This is a genomic window from Pseudomonas sp. R1-6 (assembly GCF_051132115.1).
Classification (GTDB): domain Bacteria; phylum Pseudomonadota; class Gammaproteobacteria; order Pseudomonadales; family Pseudomonadaceae; genus Aquipseudomonas.
This window is the reverse complement of record NZ_CP071662.1, coordinates 1,612,152-1,631,362: the sequence shown is the minus strand read 5'-3', so window position 1 is coordinate 1,631,362 and position 19,211 is coordinate 1,612,152. Positions and strand designations below refer to the sequence as shown.

Here is a 19,211-nt window from a genome sequence, read left to right as displayed (position 1 = left end):
GTGTGTCGCCGGCCTTTTGACCTTTACAACGTCCAAAAGAACATAACAACAGAATTCGTGCCGGTTGTCAGGCTTCAGCGCTGAACAACAAGCTGTTTGCATCATTCAAACTGTTGGCCAGTTTCAGAACTTCTTCGTTCGGGATCTGGCGAATCACTTCACCGGAACCACTGGCGATCACTTTGACCACTACTTTGCCTGAAGGCTCATCGATAGAGAACTCCAGGTTACGCTTGACCGACTGAACGAACTTCTCGATTTCCTGAACGGCTTTCTTGAGTTTGTCCTGCTCGGCAGCAGCATCCTTAGGGACTTCTTTGACCGGAGCTACCACAGCCATCTCGGCCCGAGGCTTCTCCACCGGCTTATCGGCCACACTAGGCGCCGATTTCGCCGCCGGATAAGACAAGTTCAGCTTCACGCTCATATCCATGTCCATCACCTCTTGAACGGAAAAAGCGAGAGAGTACGCAAGCGCACTCCCCCGCTAAAACTCATCCGACTATTACTGAAGCAGCTTCAGTACAGCGGACGGCAGTTGGTTAGCCTGGGCCAGAACCGAAGTGGAAGCTTGTTGCAGAGTCTGCTGCTTGGTCAGCTGGGCAGTTTCAGCAGCGAAGTCGGTGTCTTGTACGCGACCCAGTGCAGCGGCGGCGTTTTCGTTCACGTTCTGCAGGTTGGAGATGGTGCTGGTCAGACGGTTTTGTGCAGCACCGAGGTCAGCACGGCTGGCGTTGATAGTTGCCAGAGCAGCGTCGATCGCGTCGATTGCAGCAGCGGTGCTTGCTTCAGCAGTGGCGCTACTGTTACCAGTGATCGCGATTGCAGCAGAATCAACACTCAGAGTTGCAGCATCGAAGCCACTGTCCAGAGTCAAAGTGATCTGGTTGGTAGCGCCAGTGTTGGAACCGACCTGGAAGGTCATGGTGCCAGCAGTACCATCGATCAGATTCTTACCGTTCAGGTTGGTCGATTCGGCGATACGAGTCAGCTCGTCGGACATCTGAGCAAATTCTTTGTTCAGAGCCACACGGTCAGCAGTACCGTTGGAGTCGTTTCGTGCCTGTACGGCCAGTTCACGCATACGCTGCAGAATGTTGGTGGATTCCTGCAGAGCGCCTTCAGCGGTCTGAGCGATGGAGATACCATCATTGGCGTTCTTGATCGCAACAGTCTGACCGCGGATTTGCGAAGTCATACGGGTAGCGATCTGCAGGCCGGCGGCGTCGTCTTTAGCGCTGTTGATTTTCAGGCCGGAGGACAGACGAGTCATCGAAGTGGAGAGAGCATCGGAAGCCCGGTTCAGGTTCTTCTGAACGTTCAACGATGTGACGTTGGTGTTTACTGTTAAAGCCATGACGAATTCCTCGTTGGTTGGGTACTGCGGCTTCCGGCCCTGGCAACCGCCGGGTGTGGCCTAGAGAACCTTCGTAATAGTTATCGTCGTATTCGGAACTTGCTTTAGCAGATTTTTCAAAAATTTTGCCATCAGGGTGCCACCCCTCGTAAATCAAGGACTTGGCTGCGATTCAAGGGTGAAAAAATGGCGTCAGGGAAACGCCGCTGACGTCGCTGGAAGCGCATGACAGCGGGGAAGCTGCGAAAAGTAGCTAGATGGAGTGACCAGCGGTCAGCAGCTGGACCCACTCGTACTCAAGATAATCGGCCAGCGAAACCCAATTCTGCGCCTGTTGATCATCGAGCATCAGGGCAAGCAGCGCGTTCCACGACGAGAGGACATCGCCTGGCATCCGTTCGACCAGGGGCTGCGCCGACTCGATCAGCGTGACCATCGCCAACCCCGCCTCAACATCCCGCCCTAGTCGAAACAGGCGCGCGCATGCGCGGGCATCAATGAGTGCCTCATCAAGCGTGGTCATTGCACGTACTCCGGATGGAAATCGGTGCCGACGATCATCGCCCCGTCCCGACTGCTGTTGAAGAAGCGTACGTTGGGATGCCTGGCAATGAAACGCTCCAGTTCACAGAGGTAGCTGCGAAAGTTGAGCTGGGTCTTGACGCGCCGTCCATGCCCATCGAGCACCCAATGCCTTGACGCCCCCAACTGCGGCCCCAAATCGCCATCGCCCCATCCTGCGTGAGTCTTGTCATGGGGGAAGGCAAAATCGGCACCAAACAGCGTGATTTGCGCAGCGCCCATTTGCACCGCTAAATCGACCGCTGGATGAATCACGCTCCCGCCCACATGAAGTTCGGCCCGGCAGAGTCGCTCACGCATCTGGCGGTAGACGGGACTGGAGGAATAACCGGCGTAGCGCGGCCCCCGCCAGGCTCTAATCACCGAAGGGTCGGCCATTGGCAGATAAACCAGGGCAATGCCTTCGGTTTGCTCAGGCGGAAGATGACGCCCCGAGATACGCTGGTCGATGCTGACCACGACATCAGGACGGATGCCGTGATTGATCAACGGTCGGTAAGCCGTATCGACACAAATCAACAACGGTCGCTCAGCTCGCTCGCTCACGCGGCGCAGCCTGTCGAAATGGTGCTCAAGGCTCGGACCGGTGGCAACGACGAACACCTCACGCCCCTGGAATGCGCCGAACAGCTCGGCAACATCGCGGTCGCCCTGTACAAGATTGAACGTCGATTGCAGCCGCTCGACGACCTCGGGAGCCTTGGGGTCGAACGTTCGGTTGGTGAAGTCCAGATGAACTTCACTGATCAACCGATCGCGAATCTTGGCACTGTAATCATCGGCCAGTACCAGCTCGGCGGGGAGTGCGAAGAATGGCAGCTGGATTTCCGTCAGATCTCCAGCGTAGAGCAATACCACCCTGGGATCGGCAAGCCATGGCATCTGATCCAGCACCTGCAATACCAACGCAAACACCGCGCCATTGAGCACATGAACATACAACCGCTCGAGCCCTGCCCGTTCCAGCAAACGGTTTTGCAGGTCGCCCAGCCCGGTTCCGTAGACGTGCACGACGCAAGCGTCCAAAGGCAGACTGGCGGCTTGCAGGTCCGCCTCGGCAAGACGGTCATGTCGGCTGGTCAGTTGGATTCCATTGATACTCAGGGTCGAACCAATGCCCTCCACCAGATCAGCTTGCAATCTACCCACGTCTTCCAGCAGCAAGCGCTCGGCCAGGGCCGGCCAACGCTGCTGGATGATCTGGAGATTGCGCTCGAAGAACTCGCTCATGGTGTCTCGCCTTCACATCAGGCAAAAAAATAGCGTCCAAGATTACACCTTGGACGCTATTTTTGTGCCTGGGTTTTATTGATTCACGGGCGATAGATGATCGCCGACCCCCATGACAGACCTACGCCAAAGCCACTCAACGCGACCCGTTTCCAGTCGGAATCGAGCACGTGCTTCTCCAGCAAGAGCGGAATACTCGACGACACGGTGTTGCCGGTCTCGACCATGTCCTTGATGAACTTCTCCGGCTCGCCTTCGAAACGCCGCGCCACGGCATCGACGATTGCGGCGCTGCCTTGATGAATGCAGAACGCATCGATGTCACTGGGTTGCAGATCGGAATCGGCGAGCAACTCATGCAAATGTGCCGGCACCTTGAGCAACGCGAAGTTGAACACCTGGCGGCCGTTCATGAAGAATACGCCGTCGCTGACCTTCAGGTGCGGCGCACCGGAGCCGTCGGTGCCGAACTTTGCCTTGCCCAGTTGCCACGGCGCATCCTCGCCCATCCACGTCGCCGTGGCGGCATCACCGAACAGCATCGTGGTGTTGCGATCTTCCGGGTCGACGATTTTCGAGTATGGGTCGGCGGTTACCAACAGGCCATTCTTCAGGCCAGCGGCTTCCATGAAGCCCTTGATGGCGTAGATGCCATAGACATAACCCGAGCAACCCAGGGATATATCGAAAGCCGCTACGCTGGTGGGCAGGCCGAGCTTGTCCTGAACGATAGCCGCCGTGTGGGGCAAGCCTTCTTCATCGCCGTTCTGGGTGACGACGATCAGCACGTCAATGGATTCGCGCTTCAGATCGGGATTATTGGCAAACAGCGCATTGGCCGCTTCGACGCACAGATCCGAGGTTTCCTGGCCGTCATCCTTGCGTGGCAAGAAGGCGGAACCGATCTTGCCGAGGATGAACTCTTCATCCTTTTCAAATTTTGCACCTTGTGCGTAATTGTCCACGCCGGCTACAGGAACGTAGCTCGCAATGCTTTTTATGCCAATCATTACGGCTTCCCAATCAAAAACAGCCCAATACCACCGCTCGCAAGGAATCGAGGGGCGCCGACAAACGGGAAGTGTAAAGGGCTATCACCGGTCCTGATAAGGGCCAGGCGCCATCTTCCCGGTCAATACAATACAGTGAAGATGCGCGTTATGACTCGCAGGTCACGCTAAATTGCCGAATAAGCCCATTGAGAAGCTATTCAACCAATGACCAGGACAGCGCCGTGCCACGCTTGATTGCCTGGCGGGCACGACGACCCATTAAGGAATCCAGATGTTTGGGCGCCAACCCGAGCCCCGGACGGATGGCCCGGACGTTCTGCGACGTGAACACTTCGCCGGTGGCCATGTCCTGCGTAGCGTACAGCGAACGACGATAGACCAGCGATTTCTGCTCGGCCTCGGTCACGCCATAGCGCACCTGTCCCATGGCCTGCCAGGCGCGCTCGGTTTCGATCACCAGCGCTGCCAGCTCTGCCGGTTCCAGGGAGAAACTGGCGTCCACGCCACCAGCGGCACGGTCAAGGGTGAAATGCTTTTCCACGACGGTCGCCCCCAGCGCCACCGCAGCCACGGATACCCCGACGCCCATGGAGTGGTCCGACAAACCTACCTCACAGCCGAACAACTCCCGCAGATGAGGGATGGTGCGCACGTTGCTATTGGCCGGCGTCGCCGGGTAGGTGCTGGTGCACTTGAGCAGCACCAAATCCTTGCAACCAGCCTGGCGGGCGGCACGCACGGTTTCGTCGAGTTCGGCGATGCTGGCCATGCCGGTGGAGATAATCAACGGCTTGCCGGTGGCAGCGACCCGGCGAATCAGCGGCAAGTCAGTGTTTTCGAAACTGGCGATCTTGTAGGCCGGCACATCCAGGCTTTCCAGGAAGTCCACCGCCGTTTCGTCGAACGGGGTCGAGAACGCTAGCATCCCCAGCGCCTTGGCCCGGGCAAAAATCGGCGCGTGCCATTCCCACGGCGTATGAGCTTTTTCGTACAAATCATAAAGGGATGTTCCAGCCCAAAGGCTGCTGGGGTCCCTGATGAAGAACTCCCCTTCGCTCAGATCTAACGTCATGGTATCGGCGGTGTAGGTCTGCAGCTTCAAAGCGTGAGCACCGGCTCGGGCAGCGGCTTCGACGATCTGCAAGGCCACCTCCAGGGATTGGTTATGGTTGCCGCTCATCTCGGCAATGATGAAAGGCGGCGCGTCAGCCCCGATGCTGCGCTGACCGATCTTGAAACTACTCATGAATTTCTTCCTTCAATACGCGGGTAAACACGCATGTGCCCTGACCGAAACCTGCCTGGCGGAACAACGCCAGAGACGCTTGGTTAGCCGGCAGGATCTGAGCGGTAAAGCTGCGCAGTTGCGGCCAATGGACGGTAGCAAACGCCTCACCACGGGCCAGCAATGCCCTGCCCCACCCCAACCCCAGGCGGTTCTTGAACAAATAAATCGATACCAGCGCTTCGCTGCCTTGCAGGTCATAACGCAATACACCGACGGGGCCGTCGGACGCTTCGCCAACCAACAACAAGCGCTGTGGATTGACCAGACTGGCTTGCAGCCATTGGCAATGACGATCCCAGTCGACGGGCGACTGATCCAGCGATACGCGGCGCACGACCTCGGCATTACGCCCCTCGAAAAGCAAACGGGCGTCGGCTCGCGTGGCCGGACGAACCCGCAGCAAGGCACCAGCCAGTGCAACGGCTACGCGCAAGGCACCCAGGCCATCGACCAATTGCCGGGAGTGCTGCGCAAGACTCTGACGCAACCCCTGGTTATCCACGACAAAGCCGATAGCCTGGCGCAACTGTTCAACGGTGACGCTTTCTCTGCACCCGAGATAGACATGGGCACCGAACGTCGCCATGACATCGCTGTTGGCCTGCTGGTTGTTCGATACCGCGATACAGATCGTGGGTAACCCCATGGCGGCCCGCTCCCAACTGGTTCCGCCACCGGCCCCGATGAACAGATCGGCCTCCAGCATGAGCTGATGAAAATCGCTGACGAAGCTGTGCAATCGCCAGTGGGGTCGGCTCGCCGCCATCCGTTGCATCCGAGCCCAGGCCGGGTTGTCCGCACCGGCGACAAAATCCACTTCCAGCTCGGGGTAAGCCACCAGCGCCAGCATTGCGTGATGGGTCTGCATCGCCGCATCGAAACCGCCGAAATTGACGAGTACGCGCCTTACCTTCTTTTTTATCTCAATCGCCCCGCAACGAAACTCATCGCGCAACAACGCGTAACGCGGTCCCAGCAGCGTCCGGCAATGCTCAGGCAACAATCCTTCATACGCAGCTTGCGTGCCGGACAGATTCTGATTGAGCAAGAGGTCAGCGCTGTAAGTCCGAGTCGCCAGGTCATCCAATGCCATGATCCGAGGCGCGAAGCGCCGGGCCGCAGTCTGCCAACGTTGATCCAGACCATAGTGGTCAACAATGACCCAGTCGAAGCCGGGCCGCTCGGCCAACGCTTGTTCCAACGCATCGATATCCGCTTGCCAGGGCAGCAACGATTCGATGGCCTGTTGCGGATCTTCCCCGCGATAAAGGTCCGGCAGGGCGAACGTTTCGAAGCCCTCGGCCGTCAGAGCGTGCAGACGATGCCCAACAAGCAGCCGACAAGCAAACGCGACGTGCACGCCTTGCTCGCGCAGGGCTCGCGCCAGGGTCAGGCAACGGGCAATGTGCCCGCTGCCGATGATTGGCGAAGCATCGGCGCGAATCAGCACTCTCATTGCAATTCACCGCCCGCTCTCAAAGCGGCGTAGAGATACTCGGCGCGCTTCCAGTCCTCGGCTGTGTCGATGTCTTGCACCAGATGACGAGGCAGCACAACCGGCAGGCTTTTCGACGAAAACAACGTATCGCCACGCAACCAGGCGTCCCGACGCCCCCAATAGAATTGGCCGGCGTCCTGGAAAGCTTCAGCCAGGTCCTGGGAGCGCGTATCGCGAAATTGCGGATACAGTGGGGTCAACGCGCCCTGCTCATCCAACGTCAAGGCGCGCTGTACGGGAAAACCGAAACTGCTCACGGAAAACGCGAACGACTTGTCCGGATGGCCGCGCAGCAAGTCAATGCCCTCACGCAGAAACCGCGCTTGCAACAGCGGCGCCGTGGCGTAGATGCAACAGGCGAAATCGAACGAGCGCTCACGTAGCTCACCCAGGGCGTGAACCATCACCGCCGCCGTCCCGGTGAAATCATCCGCCAGCGCGGCTGGTCGCAAGAACGGCACTTGCGCACCATGAGCCATCGCCAATTCAGCAATTTCTTCGTCATCGGTACTGACAATCACCCCGTTGAAAAGTCCCGAGTCCAACGCCGTGCGAATCGAGCGGGCAATCATGGGCACGCCATCGAACGGCTTCAGGTTCTTGCGAGGAATGCGCTTGCTGCCGCCACGGGCGGGAATGATCGCGATTGCGCTCACGCGTCGTTACTCCTCAAGCAATCGTTGCAGTTGCCCCATCACATAGTCTTGCTGTTCATCACTGAGGGAAGGAAACATCGGCAAGCTGATGGCCTCGGCGTAATAACGCTCAGCCTGTGGATAGTCTCCAGGGGCAAATCCCAGTTCGCGGTAATACGGCTGCAGGTGAACCGGTATGTAGTGCAGGTTCACGCCGATCCCTGCCGCACGCAAGCCTTCGAAAATCTGGCGATGATCCAGGGATATCTCGTCGAGCCGCAAGCGCACTACATACAAATGCCAAGCCGATTCGGCCTCGGGTTGCAAACCGGGCAAGGTCAGTGGCAAACCATTCAGCAAGCGGTTATAGCGCGCCGCCAGTGCCCGACGGCGGGCGATGAAACGTTCAAGCTTATCCAACTGGGAAAGCCCCAGGGCAGCTTGGAGATCCGTGATCCGGTAATTGAATCCCAACTCCACCTGCTGGTAGTACCAAGGCCCATGGCTGGGCTCGCTCATCTGTTCAGCGTCACGGGTCATCCCATGGCTGCGCAGACGTCGCAGGCGCTGCGCCAGCTCCGGGCGATTGGTCAAGACCATCCCACCTTCGGCGCTGGTAATAATTTTCACTGGGTGGAAACTGAACACCGTCATGTCCGCAAATTCGCCACACCCCACCGGCCTGCCGGCATAAGACGCGCCCACCGCGTGAGAGGCATCTTCAATGACCGTGAACCCGTAGCGCTCGGACAAGCGAGCCACTTCACGCATGTCACAGCTTTGCCCGGAGAACGCTACCGCCACCAACACGTTGGGCAGGGTCCCATCACGCTCGGCTTTTTCAAGCTTTGCGGCCAGGGCAACGGCATCCAGGTTCCAGGTCAGCGGATCGATATCGACGAAATCCACCTGCGCGCCGCAATATCGGCCGCAGTTGGCCGAGGCCAGGAAGGTATTGGGTGTGGTCCACAAACGATCCCCCGGCCCAAGCCCCGCCGCCAGGCAAGCGATGTGCAGCGCAGCGGTCGCGTTGCACACCGCCACGGCATGGCCGGCCTGGCAGCGGCGCGCCATGGCCTGTTCAAAACGCTCGATCGCAGGCCCTTGCGTCAGCCAATCGGACTGCAACACGGCGACGACGGCATCGATGTCAGCTTGATCGAGGCTTTGCCGACCGTAGGGAATCATACCGACAGCCGGGCGTGCAGATCGGCGATCTGCTCCACCGACAAAAAGTGTGGATTGGTGTCAGAGCGATACTCGAAGTCTTCCGCAACTGGCGTGCCTCGTTCGCCCAAATTGTCCATAGCGAAATCCACGTCCACGCTGGTGAAGCGAATCGATGGCTGGATCGTATAGTGATCGGTGAACTCGATGGTCATGCGCGCGTCGTCCAGCGGCACCATTAACTCGTGCAGCTTTTCACCGGGCCGGATGCCCACGTTCTTATGAGGCAGATGCCTGGCCATGCCCGACGCCAAGTCGACGATGCGAATCGACGGGATCTTCGGCACGAACACTTCACCGCCATGCATGCGGGCGAAACTGTCGAGCACAAACTGCACGCCGTGATCGAGGGTGATCCAGAAGCGGGTCATGCGCTCATCGGTGATCGGCAACTCCGTGGCCCCCTCGGCAATAAGCTTGCTAAAGAACGGCACCACCGAGCCCCGCGAGCCCGCAACGTTGCCATAGCGCACCACGGCGAAGCGGGTCTGCTGTTCACCCGCGATATTGTTGGCGGCGACGAACAGTTTGTCCGACAGCAATTTGGTCGCGCCGTACAGATTGATCGGGCTGGCCGCTTTGTCGGTGGACAGCGCAACGACCTTTTTCACGCCATTGTCGATGGCCGCAGCGATGATGTTTTCTGCGCCATTGACGTTGGTACGAATGCATTCGGTGGGATTGTATTCCGCCGCCGGCACCTGTTTGAGCGCCGCCGCATGCACCACGTAATCAATCCCGCGCATGGCCTGGCGCAGGCGATCGGCGTCGCGCACGTCCCCCAGGAAATAACGCATGCACGGAGCATTGAAGGTTTGTTGCATCTCGTACTGCTTGAGTTCGTCTCGGGAAAACACCACCACGCGCTTGGGCTGGTATTGCTCGAGCAACCGGCGGATAAAATTGCGCCCGAACGAACCGGTACCGCCTGAGATGAAAATCGATTTACCGTTGAACATACCTGATTCCTTTTGCCTGGCAGGCTTATGCGAGCAACCGGGCCCAGTCGACAGCCGTGGCGGTGCCCAACGCAAAACCGGTGTCGGTCAAGGCCAGGTTCGGATTACGGGCCGCGTCATGTTGGAAGCGTGCCTGCCACTTGTCGCGCAAGGCAATCACCGCCTCGGGTGCCGCGGAAACCGTACCGGCGTGCAGCATCTGCGCCTGGGGTGTCCAGACCGTGAGATAGCCTGCGTCAGCTACTTTCAGACAAAGGTCGACGTCGGCAAAGGCCTCGGCGAAATGTTCTTCGTCCAGGCCGCCTACGGCTTCGAACAAATCCTTACGAATCATCAGGCAAACGCCGGACACCGCAGAGTAGTTCTGTTCCGCCTGATGGCCATTGAGATAACCCTTGGCGTCCTTGCGTTCGCCAACGAACACCGAGGCCACCTGGCCATCGGGCTTGAGCACCAGGCCAGCCTGAGTGGTGATGCCGCGAACATCCATCTGTTTGCTGCCGACGATCCCCACTTCCGGTCGCTGGGCCTGGTTGAGCAAGCTGTCGAGCCAGTTGGCGTTGATCACTTGCACCTCGGCCGACAACAGCACCAGGTATTCACCCTTGGCCTGGGCGCCCGCCCAATTGTACAGAGCCGACGCACTCAAGCGCCGATCGCTGCGCAGGATACGGATCCGATCGCCTTTGCCTTCCAGGCTGTCGAGCCACTGGGCCATTGCTTCGGACTGGCTATGATTATCTGCGATCAGGATTTCATGGCGATGATAACGGGTGCGCTGCAGCACGCTGACCAGCGCCTGTTGAATCTGTTCGAAGTTGTCCCGGCTTTCGAGAATGATCGATACCAACGGCCGCTCGGCATGCTGGTAGTCGATTTGATAGGTCAGCGGTTGCGCCGAGGTGACCTGGGCGCGATAACCCCGGGCCGCCAAGTGGCGCGTCAGTACTTGACGCTCCTGGGCATTTTCCTCTTGCGCCGGGGCATTGCAGATCAGCAACGGCTCGGACAGATGCGCCAGGCCGGCAAGCCCCGCCTCTTCGATCAGACGCAACAACACGTCCAACTCCAACGCCTGGGTGTATTCAGGCGTAAAACCGCGTGTCTGTACCAGCACGTCACGACGAATCAGCCAATGCCGCGCCATCAGCGAAGGCACCGATTGCAGGAAGTCAAGATTGACGCCAGGACGGAACACATCGACCAGGCTGCCGTCGGCCTTACGCTGGATTTCGTCCATGGCCACGGCACGCACGCCATCGGCGCCGATCAGTTCAAGACTGGCGCGCAGCAGACCGCTTTCGGTGAACTGGTCGCCAGCCTCGGCCAGTACCATCCAGTCGGCGGAGGACTGCCCGATGATCTGGTTGATGCGCTCGACATAATTGCCAGTGCTGACTTTGACGAAGTGCACGGTGTCGCGCACGGTGGTGGTCGCCGGCAGGTCGCCGGTGGTGAAAACCACCACGTTGAACGCCTTGCTATGACCGTTGACCAGGCTGTCGAAGGTCGCCTGCAGCTTGAACATGTCAGCGTCCAGGTCCAGCAACAAGATGCCGAACCGCGGGCCGCCTTGATGCTCGGCCAGGTGCGCCGCGATGGACTTGAGCTGCTGCGCATCTGGATTACGCGCCTCAAGCCAATTCAACAAACGGCCGGAGTGCATGTTTTCCAGTAACCGGCGCTCTTGCTGACCCGGCACCGAGTCCAGGCGCTCGGCCCAGGCCTGAAGTTTCACTGCCTCATCAGGCTCATCGCTGCTTTTCAACGACTCGGCTAGGCGCTTGATCACGGTGCGGTTGAACGCGTACAGGCCTTGGGCTTCCCACAGACGGCTGCGTAGGGTGCGCTCGTTATCGTTTGGTTGCACACGCATCAGCTCATGCTGACGCAGCAGAATGCCTTCCAATTGTTGAAGCTGAAGGCGGCCGGCTGGCATGGCATGCAGCAGGAATTCAAAGTGAGTCAGAAGATCGAAGACCCGTTGATTGTAGAAAGGCATTTCAACAAATTGCTGTGGGCCAAACGAACGAACCGGCTCACCACCGGCCTCCAACCAGGCCGAACGGATAATCTGCGTGCCCTTGAGCGAACGCCCTTGCTGCAGGCAGTCGGCCATGGCCGCAAAACTGTCCAGGGCAATCTGCTTGATGCGTTCCGGAGCCTGCTCGCTGAGCTGGGTCGGCACCGATGCCAGGAACTCGGCGAACTGCTCACGCTCGGCGACGCTTTTGGCGTCTTTGTAACTCAACACCGTCAGGACGTTGGTGTTGTGTTCGGAACCGCCGTAGTTGAGTTCGCGCACGGCGAACGGAATCGGCAGGATCCGCGCCTTGGCACAAGCCAGCAAGTAAAAGGTATGGCCGATCTCCTGCCACTCGAAACTGGTGCCAGGCGGCAACATGCCGTACCACTGTTGCAGCAAGTCAGTGCGGGTCACGGCGTAGAACGGCGGCAGGAATTGATCCATGAAACGGATCACACGGTCCTCGGCCAGTTCGCTGTCGTAGTCCTCATGCACCTTGCGGTCACGGCGGAAGTAGCAGACTTCTGTTGCGCAGGACAAATACATGATGCCGTAGCCGTGGCAAAGGCCGTAGTCGGGGTTGGCTTCGAGAAACTCAACCGATTCGGTCAAGGCATCATGCAGCAGGAAATCGTCGTCGGCGGCGAACACCATATAAGGCGTTTTGACCTGGTTGACACCGTAGGTCAATTTTTCCTGAAGCCCTTTGTAGGTGAACTGGGGCAAGTGGCGGTAATCGACCGACGGAAAATCCTCGGCGATCCGATCATCGCGCTCCACCGACGAGTCCAATACCAGTACCGAACACGGATAGCTGCTGTAGTAATGCAATGTGCGGCGCAGAAATGCGCTGCGGTTGTGGGAGATGACTACCACGGTGAACCGCTCGCTCAGCGGTGCCACGTTGTTTTGAAGCATATTTCGAACCTGCATATTTCCTAGTCCCCACAACCTGCCAGACGCCAATGACTTGAAACGGATGGATTAACGAACCCGACGCAGATAACCATCCGGCGCAACGGTGATCAGCAGCTTGTTCTGCAGTTGCTGGTCGATTTCGAAGCTGTCGTTTTCTTCGAGGTATTTCCACACAGCGGTTTTCGGGTTGTCGCCCGGGCCCCATGGGCGATCCGGGAAGAAGTCCGCCGGCATGTCTTCCACCACCGTGTCCATCACCACGCAGTAGCTGCCCACCGAAACCAGCGGCGCGTACAGGCGCAGCTCTTCGAGGACATGGTCATGGGTGTGGTTGGAGTCGAGTACCAGAATAACTTTCTTGCCTTTGGCCGCTGCATGGACCTGCTCGGCAATGGCCGGATCGATGCTCGAACCCTCGATCATCGAGATGCGCTTGCTCATCGGATGGCTCTCGATGGCTTCACGGTTGTGCGGGCGGATATCCAGGTCGATGCCCAATACTTCGCCGTGGCCTTGCAACTCCAGCAACGAAGCGTAATAGATGATCGAACCGCCGTGGGCGATACCGCATTCGATGATCAGGTCAGGCTTGATCTGCCAGATCAGTTCCTGCATGGCCATCATGTCCTGCGGCAGTTGGATGATTGGCCGGCCCATCCATGAAAAATGGTAGCTGTACTTGTGGCGGGCCGACTCGTTGAAAAACTCCTTGGCCAAGCCGACGAGTTTCTGATCTTGGCCTTGCCCGGCGATTTCGGTCTGGCATTGGGCTTCGAAAGCTGTATGGATAGTGTTGTCAGTCATTTTTCGAATCTCGCGGTTATTGGAACGAAGCGCTGTCAACGGCGTGGTAGACGTAGCGCCCACCGGTCATCCGCTTGATCTCTTCGAGGTAATTGGAATTCATTACGAACAGGTTGGCGCCTTCGGGCAATGCATTCATGGCTTCTTGCGGCGAAGACACCCGGGCGCCCGACAGCGGCAGATATCGCCCCTGCTTGGCCGGGTTGATATCCACCACGCAGTCCACTGCTACACCGGCTCGTTGCAGGAATAGCAAGTAGATCACCCCTTTGGAGGATGCCCCCCAGATCGCCGAGCCTTGTTGCGGCGCGGCCTGAACGATCTGCACGGCGCGACTGAGGCTGGCGGTGAATTCGTCTGGCATTTGCAAGGCTGGAACGGGTTGCTCCGGCTCCAGGCGCAACGTGGCCAGATCGGCAACGATGTACAGGTACTGACCGCCGAACAGGTGCCCGGCCTCATGCACCGTGCCAAACATCCGGCGCAGGTCATCGAGGCGGAAATAGTTGACGTGCTCATAGAACAGGTCGAACCAGGCACGATGCTCCAGGATCCAGTCCAGGCACGGCACTTCAATGTAAATCTGTCCGCCCTGGTTGGCCGCTGAGATTTCTGCAAGGAAAGCCACCGGATCCTGAATATGCTCCAGCACGTGACGTAGCACGACCGCGTCGGCCGACAGGCCCAGATCGCGAGTGAACGACGCCTTGATCACGTCGGCGTTGTCCCCCTCATAGGCAGGGTCGATACCCGTGATCGCATAACCACGTTCTTTGAGCAGTTCCAGGAAATAGCCTTTGCCGCAACCGACCTCGATCAAGTCCTGACCGCTGAAATGCCTGGCGATGATGCCTTCCACGTCAGCGAGATGCTTCTGGAACTGACCGGAGTGGGCCTGTTCATTCTGGTAGTCGCTGTCATAGCTGAGCTTGTCCGCATCGAACGCTTGGTTGAAAACCAACCCGCTCACGTCGTCCTGAACCAACACCATGTCGGCACTCGCCGAGGCTCTGGCCGACTGCTCATCGGCGAAGGTACGGTTCTGCAGAACCGGAAGGCCGGCGGCCCGGTACAGCTCACGCGTCATGTTCGGCTCCCAACAAGGTTTGCAAACGTTCGGCCACGCCCCAGAACGCCATGGGTTCGTGGGTCGGATAGGGATAATGGCCCAAGTTCAGGCGAATGGCCGCGCCACGCTCGCGCAGGCGTGCTTCTACCAGTGCGCGAACCGACACCGGTTCGCCACTTGAGCAATTGACGACACCATTGAATTCGCGCAGCGACAGCAGACCCGCCATATAAGCACTCGCTGTTTCGATGGCCAGGTAATCGCGCAACTGCTCGCCACCCGACATATCGAATACCGGCGCTTGGGCATCGATGGCCCGGTCCAGCGCCGCGAGCAGGCTGTTGGGGTTCTGACCGATGCCGTGCAAATAGAACAAGCGTACCCACTGCAACGTAAACGAATGCTCGCGTTGCAGGTGTTCAAGAAACAGGCGCAAGGTATTTTTTGCCAAGCCGTAAGGGTTGGACGGTTGTGGCGCAGTCTGCTCGTCAAGCGGCCCGCTCTGCAGGCCATATTCAAAACAGGTCCCCGTGACCAGCACCTGTCCCACCCCCGCCACGACTACCTGTTTGATGAACTGATAATCGGCCATCAGGTTATGTTCGAAATGAAGGAGGGCCTGGTAATTCGGCAATCCCGGCCACGCCAGGTGCGCCAAGGCATCGACACCCTTGACCAATGCAGCGACGTCCAGCTCTTTGGAATGGACATCGGCCGCGACGAATTCAACACGGTCGAACCAGGGCAGCGCCTCGGCCGGCTCGACCCGACGTGCAACGGCCCGAACCTGGCAACCACGCGCGAGCAGAGCTTCGACGAGATGTCGACCGACAAATCCGGTTGCCCCCGTCACCAGCACCTTCATAGGAGCGTCAACTCAGGTACGGCGACTACAAATCGGCCACCCCACCCACGCGCCTCTTCCAACTGCTGGCTGACTTCGCTCAGCAGGTTCCAAGGCAGGACGAGAATGTAATCAGGCTTCTCGGCGGCAATACGCTCAGGCGCCACTATGGGAATGCGACTGCCCGGCAAGTATTTACCTTGTTTGTGTGGATTGGCATCGGCTACCCATGCCAGCAGGTCGGGCCTGACCCCCGCATAATTCAGCAATGTATTGCCCTTGGCCGCTGCGCCGTAGCCCACCACACGCTTGCCGTCGGCCTTGGCCTGCAAAAGGAAACGCAGCAAGCCATGCTTGATCGCTTCGGCAGCCGGCGCCAGGGTGGCGTAGTACGCGGCGGTCTTCACGCCAGCCTCCTGTTCGGCCTGCAATTGTTGCTGCACCGAGGACTGGATCGAACGCCGCACTCCGTCGGCACGCTGGACGAAGACTCGCAACGAACCGCCATGGGTCGACAACCGGCCAACATCGAATACTTCCAGCCCGTTGCGCTCGCACAGGGTTTGCACGGAGGTCAGCGACAAGTAGGAAAAATGCTCGTGGTACAGCGTGTCGAATTGCTGCCCGGCCATCAATGTCAGCAGTTGCGGAAACTCGAACGTGGCGACGCCGGTTGGCTTGAGCAGTGTGGCGAAGCCGGCGAGGAAATCGTTGATGTCCGGCACGTGGGCCAACACGTTGTTGGCCGCCATCAAATCCGCTGCCCAGCCTTCGCCGATCAGTTGCGTGGCCGTTTCGCGACCAAAGAACAACTCGCGGATCACCAGGCCTTTGGCACGAGCCGCCTCGGCGGTGCTGCGCGTCGGCTCGACGCCCAGGCAGGGAATACCGCACTTGGCCACGTACTGCAACAGGTAGCCATCGTTGGCGGCAATTTCCACCACGCGACTGTCTGCACTCAATTCGAAGCGCTCCACCATCTCGGCAACGTAGCGCTCGGCGTGGGCCAGCCAGGTGCTGGAGAACGAACTGAAATAGGCGTACTCAGCGTCGAACAATGTGTCCGCGCGGGTGTAGTCCTCGGTCTGCACCAACCAGCATTGCTGGCACACCGCGACCTTGAGCGGCATCCACTGCTCGGCCTGATCCAGTTGGTCGGCCCGCACATAAGCGTTGGATGGCGGCGAAGTACCAAGATCGATCAAAGGCAAAGCCAGGGCAGTTCCGCAACCTCGGCAGTTCATAGACGCACTCCAGCGAAACGCTCGTCGAGCAAGGGATGGTTGCTGTCCCGGCTCGACAGATTATTGACAGGCAGCGGCCAGGCAATCGCCAGCCGCGGATCATTCACCGACAGGCCGCCCTCGTGCTCGGGAGCGTAGTCGGCACTGTGCAAGTAAAGCAGCTCGGCGTCTTCGGTCAGGGTCTGGAACCCATGGGCAAACCCGGCCGGGATCAACAGGCTGCGGCCATCGCCAGCCTTCAAGTGCTCGGCATGCCAATGCAAAAACGTCTCGGAATCGGGACGCAGATCCACGGCTACATCCCAGACTTCGCCACGCAGGCAGGTGATCAACTTGGCTTCCGGCTGCGCCGCGTTCTGATAATGCAACCCACGCACGCTACCGCGCTCACGAGTGCAGGAATGGTTGATCTGGCGGATATGAAATGGCTGGCCAAATGCGCTCAGGCTACCTTCGCAGAACAGCCGGGCGAAATGCCCGCGCTGATCTTCGAAGCGTTTGTGCTGAACGCTGAACAGACCGGCCAGCGGCAACGCCATCAAGGAAAACTCGCTCACAACGCCCCTCGATACAGGTTCAGTTGGCCGAGGCTGACTTGACGCATATCATCGCCGTCCTGCCATGCCAAGTGCCAATCCAGGGTCTGGGCCAGGCATTGTTGCAACGACCAGCGCGGCTGCCAGCCAAGCAGCTGCCGGGCGCGACTGCTGTCCAGGCGCAACAGGCCGGCCTCATGTAAGTCGCTCGGCTCGATGCGCAGGCCGGGCGCTTGCGGCCAGCGCTCGGCCAACAGTCGGACGACCTCGCCGACGCTGCACATGTCGGTTTCACCCGGGCCGAAGTTCCAGGCACCGGCGAACTCTGGTCCCTGCTGATAAAGGCACTCAGCCAATAATAGGTATCCGGCCAACGGTTCCAGGGCGTGCTGCCACGGACGAACGGCCTGTGGATAACGCAGCGTCACCGGCTCGTCTGCCGACCAGGCTTTAAGCACGTCGGGAATCAGGCGCTCGGGAGCGAAATCACCGCCGCCCAGCACATTGCCGGCCCGTGCCGTGGCCAGAGCAAGGCCATGCTCGGCATAGCGCTCAGCCGAAAAGAATGAGGCGGCATAAGACTGCGCCAGCAATTCGCAGCAGGCCTTGCTGCTGCTATAAGGATCGTGACCGCCCAAAGGCTCGTTTTCGCGGTAGGGCCATAACCATTCCTGATTGGCGTAGACCTTGTCGGTGGTAACCAGTACACATGCCTTGACGCCACCCACCTGGCGAACCGCTTCCAGCAGGTTGAGAGTGCCCATGACGTTGCTGGAATACGTGCCCAATGGGTCCCGGTAACCTTCGCGCACCAGCGGCTGAGCGGCGAGGTGCAGGACGATCTCCGGCTGCACGTCGGCCAGCAGTTCCAGCAAGGCGCCGAGGTCGCGCAAGTCACCGCGCCGGTCATCGATGCCCTCGCTCACGCGGGCCAACTCGAACAGGTTCGGCTGGGTGGCGGGGTCGAGGGAAAAACCACTGACCTTGGCCCCGAGGCTTTGCAGCCACAGCGTCAGCCAACTGCCCTTGAAGCCGGTATGGCCTGTGACCAGTACGCGCTTGCCACGCCAGAACTCAGGGTTCAAGACCATTGCTTCCATGGGGCCTCGCCGCTTTGCCACAGGGCTTCGAGGTGGTTCTTGTCCCGCAAGGTGTCCATCGGATGCCAGAAACCGTCGTGCTGGAAAGCGTTGAGTTGCTCCTGCGCTGCCAGCGTCGCCAGCGGTTCGGCCTCCCATGAGGTCTGATCGTCAGCGATATAAGGCAACACCTTGGGCGAAAGCACGAAGAATCCGCCATTGATCCAACCGCCATCGCCTCGCGGTTTTTCGGTAAACCCGAGGACAGAATCGCCGTTGCGCTCCAGCGCACCGTAACGTCCTGGCGGCTGGACGGCTGTCACCGTGGCAAGCTTGCCGTGGGACAAATGAAAATCCACCAGCGCGCCAATATTGAGATCCGACACACCGTCGCCGTAGGTGAAGCAGAACGCCTCTTCATTCTCCAGGTAACGCGCCGCCCGACGCAGTCGCCCACCGGTCATGGTGTCATCGCCAGTGTCGATCAAGGTCACACGCCACGGTTCACTGTAGTTTTGGTGAACGTCCATGCGGTTGTTGCACATGTCGAAGGTAACGTCAGAGGTGTGCAGGAAGTAGTTGGCGAAGAAATCCTTGATGGCATAGCCCTTGTAGCCCAGGCAAATGACGAAGTCGTGGATTCCATGGGCGGAATACTGCTTCATGATGTGCCAAAGAATTGGCTTGCCACCGATCTCGATCATCGGCTTGGGCTTGAGGTGCGACTCCTCGCTGATCCGCGTGCCGAGACCACCTGCCAAGATAACTGCCTTCATCGTCTCCCCTCTTGTTCATCACCGGGCTCGGCCAAGCGTTGTTTCGCTTTGCGGACGCGGGGATTACACCTTCAATGCCGATTTGGGCGCTGCGAAAGGCCGCGAGCGCTCGTTTTATGGCGATAT

18 protein-coding genes are annotated in these 19,211 nt (G+C 59.1%); all 18 read right to left on the bottom strand.

Going from position 1 to position 19,211, the window contains the following annotated elements; translation table 11 throughout:
* Positions 1 to 67 precede the first annotated feature (67 nt).
* Positions 68 to 433: a flagellar protein FlaG gene (locus J3P81_RS07620; RefSeq protein WP_434562998.1), complete on the bottom strand. Its 366-nt coding sequence runs from the start codon at positions 431 to 433 to the stop codon at positions 68 to 70.
* Positions 434 to 505: 72 nt separating this feature from the next.
* Positions 506 to 1,357 carry a flagellin domain-containing protein gene (locus tag J3P81_RS07615; protein WP_434562996.1) on the bottom strand — a complete coding sequence of 284 codons (852 nt, stop codon included), beginning with the start codon at positions 1,355 to 1,357 and terminating at the stop codon, positions 506 to 508.
* Between the two features lie 253 nt (positions 1,358 to 1,610).
* The gene (locus tag J3P81_RS07610; RefSeq protein WP_434562994.1) at positions 1,611 to 1,880 is read right to left on the bottom strand and encodes a hypothetical protein; all 270 of its coding nucleotides are present in this window, start codon (positions 1,878 to 1,880) and stop codon (positions 1,611 to 1,613) included.
* Complete coding sequence (locus J3P81_RS07605; protein ID WP_434562992.1) at positions 1,877 to 3,169, bottom strand: motility associated factor glycosyltransferase family protein; 1,293 nt, start codon at positions 3,167 to 3,169, stop codon at positions 1,877 to 1,879. Before J3P81_RS07605 ends, J3P81_RS07610 begins: the two co-directional genes overlap by 4 nt.
* Before the next feature lie 83 nt (positions 3,170 to 3,252).
* Complete coding sequence (locus J3P81_RS07600) at positions 3,253 to 4,179, bottom strand: ketoacyl-ACP synthase III (RefSeq protein WP_217860066.1); 927 nt, start codon at positions 4,177 to 4,179, stop codon at positions 3,253 to 3,255.
* 196 nt (positions 4,180 to 4,375) lie between these two features.
* Positions 4,376 to 5,428 carry a pseudaminic acid synthase gene (gene pseI / locus J3P81_RS07595; RefSeq protein WP_434562990.1) on the bottom strand — a complete coding sequence of 351 codons (1,053 nt, stop codon included), beginning with the start codon at positions 5,426 to 5,428 and terminating at the stop codon, positions 4,376 to 4,378.
* Positions 5,421 to 6,926: a UDP-2,4-diacetamido-2,4,6-trideoxy-beta-L-altropyranose hydrolase gene (gene pseG, locus J3P81_RS07590; protein ID WP_434562988.1), complete on the bottom strand. Its 1,506-nt coding sequence runs from the start codon at positions 6,924 to 6,926 to the stop codon at positions 5,421 to 5,423. Before pseG ends, pseI begins: the two co-directional genes overlap by 8 nt.
* Positions 6,923 to 7,624, bottom strand: a complete 702-nt coding sequence (gene pseF, locus J3P81_RS07585; RefSeq protein WP_434562986.1) for a pseudaminic acid cytidylyltransferase — start codon at positions 7,622 to 7,624, stop codon at positions 6,923 to 6,925. The genes pseG and pseF overlap by 4 nt, the downstream gene beginning before the upstream one ends.
* A gap of 6 nt (positions 7,625 to 7,630) precedes the next feature.
* A complete protein-coding gene (pseC, locus tag J3P81_RS07580) occupies positions 7,631 to 8,791 on the bottom strand; it encodes a UDP-4-amino-4,6-dideoxy-N-acetyl-beta-L-altrosamine transaminase (RefSeq protein WP_434562984.1) in 1,161 nt (386 codons plus the stop codon).
* Positions 8,788 to 9,789 carry a UDP-N-acetylglucosamine 4,6-dehydratase (inverting) gene (gene pseB, locus J3P81_RS07575; protein WP_434562982.1) on the bottom strand — a complete coding sequence of 334 codons (1,002 nt, stop codon included), beginning with the start codon at positions 9,787 to 9,789 and terminating at the stop codon, positions 8,788 to 8,790. Before pseB ends, pseC begins: the two co-directional genes overlap by 4 nt.
* 25 nt (positions 9,790 to 9,814) lie before the next feature.
* Entirely contained in the window at positions 9,815 to 12,748 is a 2,934-nt protein-coding gene (locus J3P81_RS07570) for a TIGR00180 family glycosyltransferase (RefSeq protein ID WP_434562980.1), read from the bottom strand.
* A 51-nt stretch (positions 12,749 to 12,799) separates the two neighbouring features.
* A complete protein-coding gene (locus tag J3P81_RS07565; protein WP_420767392.1) occupies positions 12,800 to 13,537 on the bottom strand; it encodes a cephalosporin hydroxylase family protein in 738 nt (245 codons plus the stop codon).
* Positions 13,538 to 13,553: 16 nt separating this feature from the next.
* Positions 13,554 to 14,624, bottom strand: a complete 1,071-nt coding sequence (locus J3P81_RS07560; RefSeq protein WP_434562978.1) for a class I SAM-dependent methyltransferase — start codon at positions 14,622 to 14,624, stop codon at positions 13,554 to 13,556.
* Positions 14,614 to 15,471, bottom strand: coding sequence for an NAD-dependent epimerase/dehydratase family protein (locus J3P81_RS07555; RefSeq protein ID WP_434562976.1), 858 nt, complete (start codon positions 15,469 to 15,471; stop codon positions 14,614 to 14,616). Before J3P81_RS07555 ends, J3P81_RS07560 begins: the two co-directional genes overlap by 11 nt.
* The gene (locus tag J3P81_RS07550) at positions 15,468 to 16,694 is read right to left on the bottom strand and encodes a methyltransferase domain-containing protein (RefSeq protein ID WP_434562974.1); all 1,227 of its coding nucleotides are present in this window, start codon (positions 16,692 to 16,694) and stop codon (positions 15,468 to 15,470) included. The genes J3P81_RS07555 and J3P81_RS07550 overlap by 4 nt, the downstream gene beginning before the upstream one ends.
* Entirely contained in the window at positions 16,691 to 17,251 is a 561-nt protein-coding gene (gene rfbC / locus J3P81_RS07545; RefSeq protein WP_434562972.1) for a dTDP-4-dehydrorhamnose 3,5-epimerase, read from the bottom strand. Before rfbC ends, J3P81_RS07550 begins: the two co-directional genes overlap by 4 nt.
* Positions 17,248 to 18,330 carry a CDP-glucose 4,6-dehydratase gene (rfbG, locus tag J3P81_RS07540; protein ID WP_434562970.1) on the bottom strand — a complete coding sequence of 361 codons (1,083 nt, stop codon included), beginning with the start codon at positions 18,328 to 18,330 and terminating at the stop codon, positions 17,248 to 17,250. The genes rfbC and rfbG overlap by 4 nt, the downstream gene beginning before the upstream one ends.
* On the bottom strand, positions 18,312 to 19,085 hold the full coding sequence (rfbF, locus tag J3P81_RS07535) for a glucose-1-phosphate cytidylyltransferase (RefSeq protein ID WP_420767398.1): 774 nt from the start codon (positions 19,083 to 19,085) through the stop codon (positions 18,312 to 18,314). The genes rfbG and rfbF overlap by 19 nt, the downstream gene beginning before the upstream one ends.
* Positions 19,086 to 19,211: the final 126 nt, after the last annotated feature.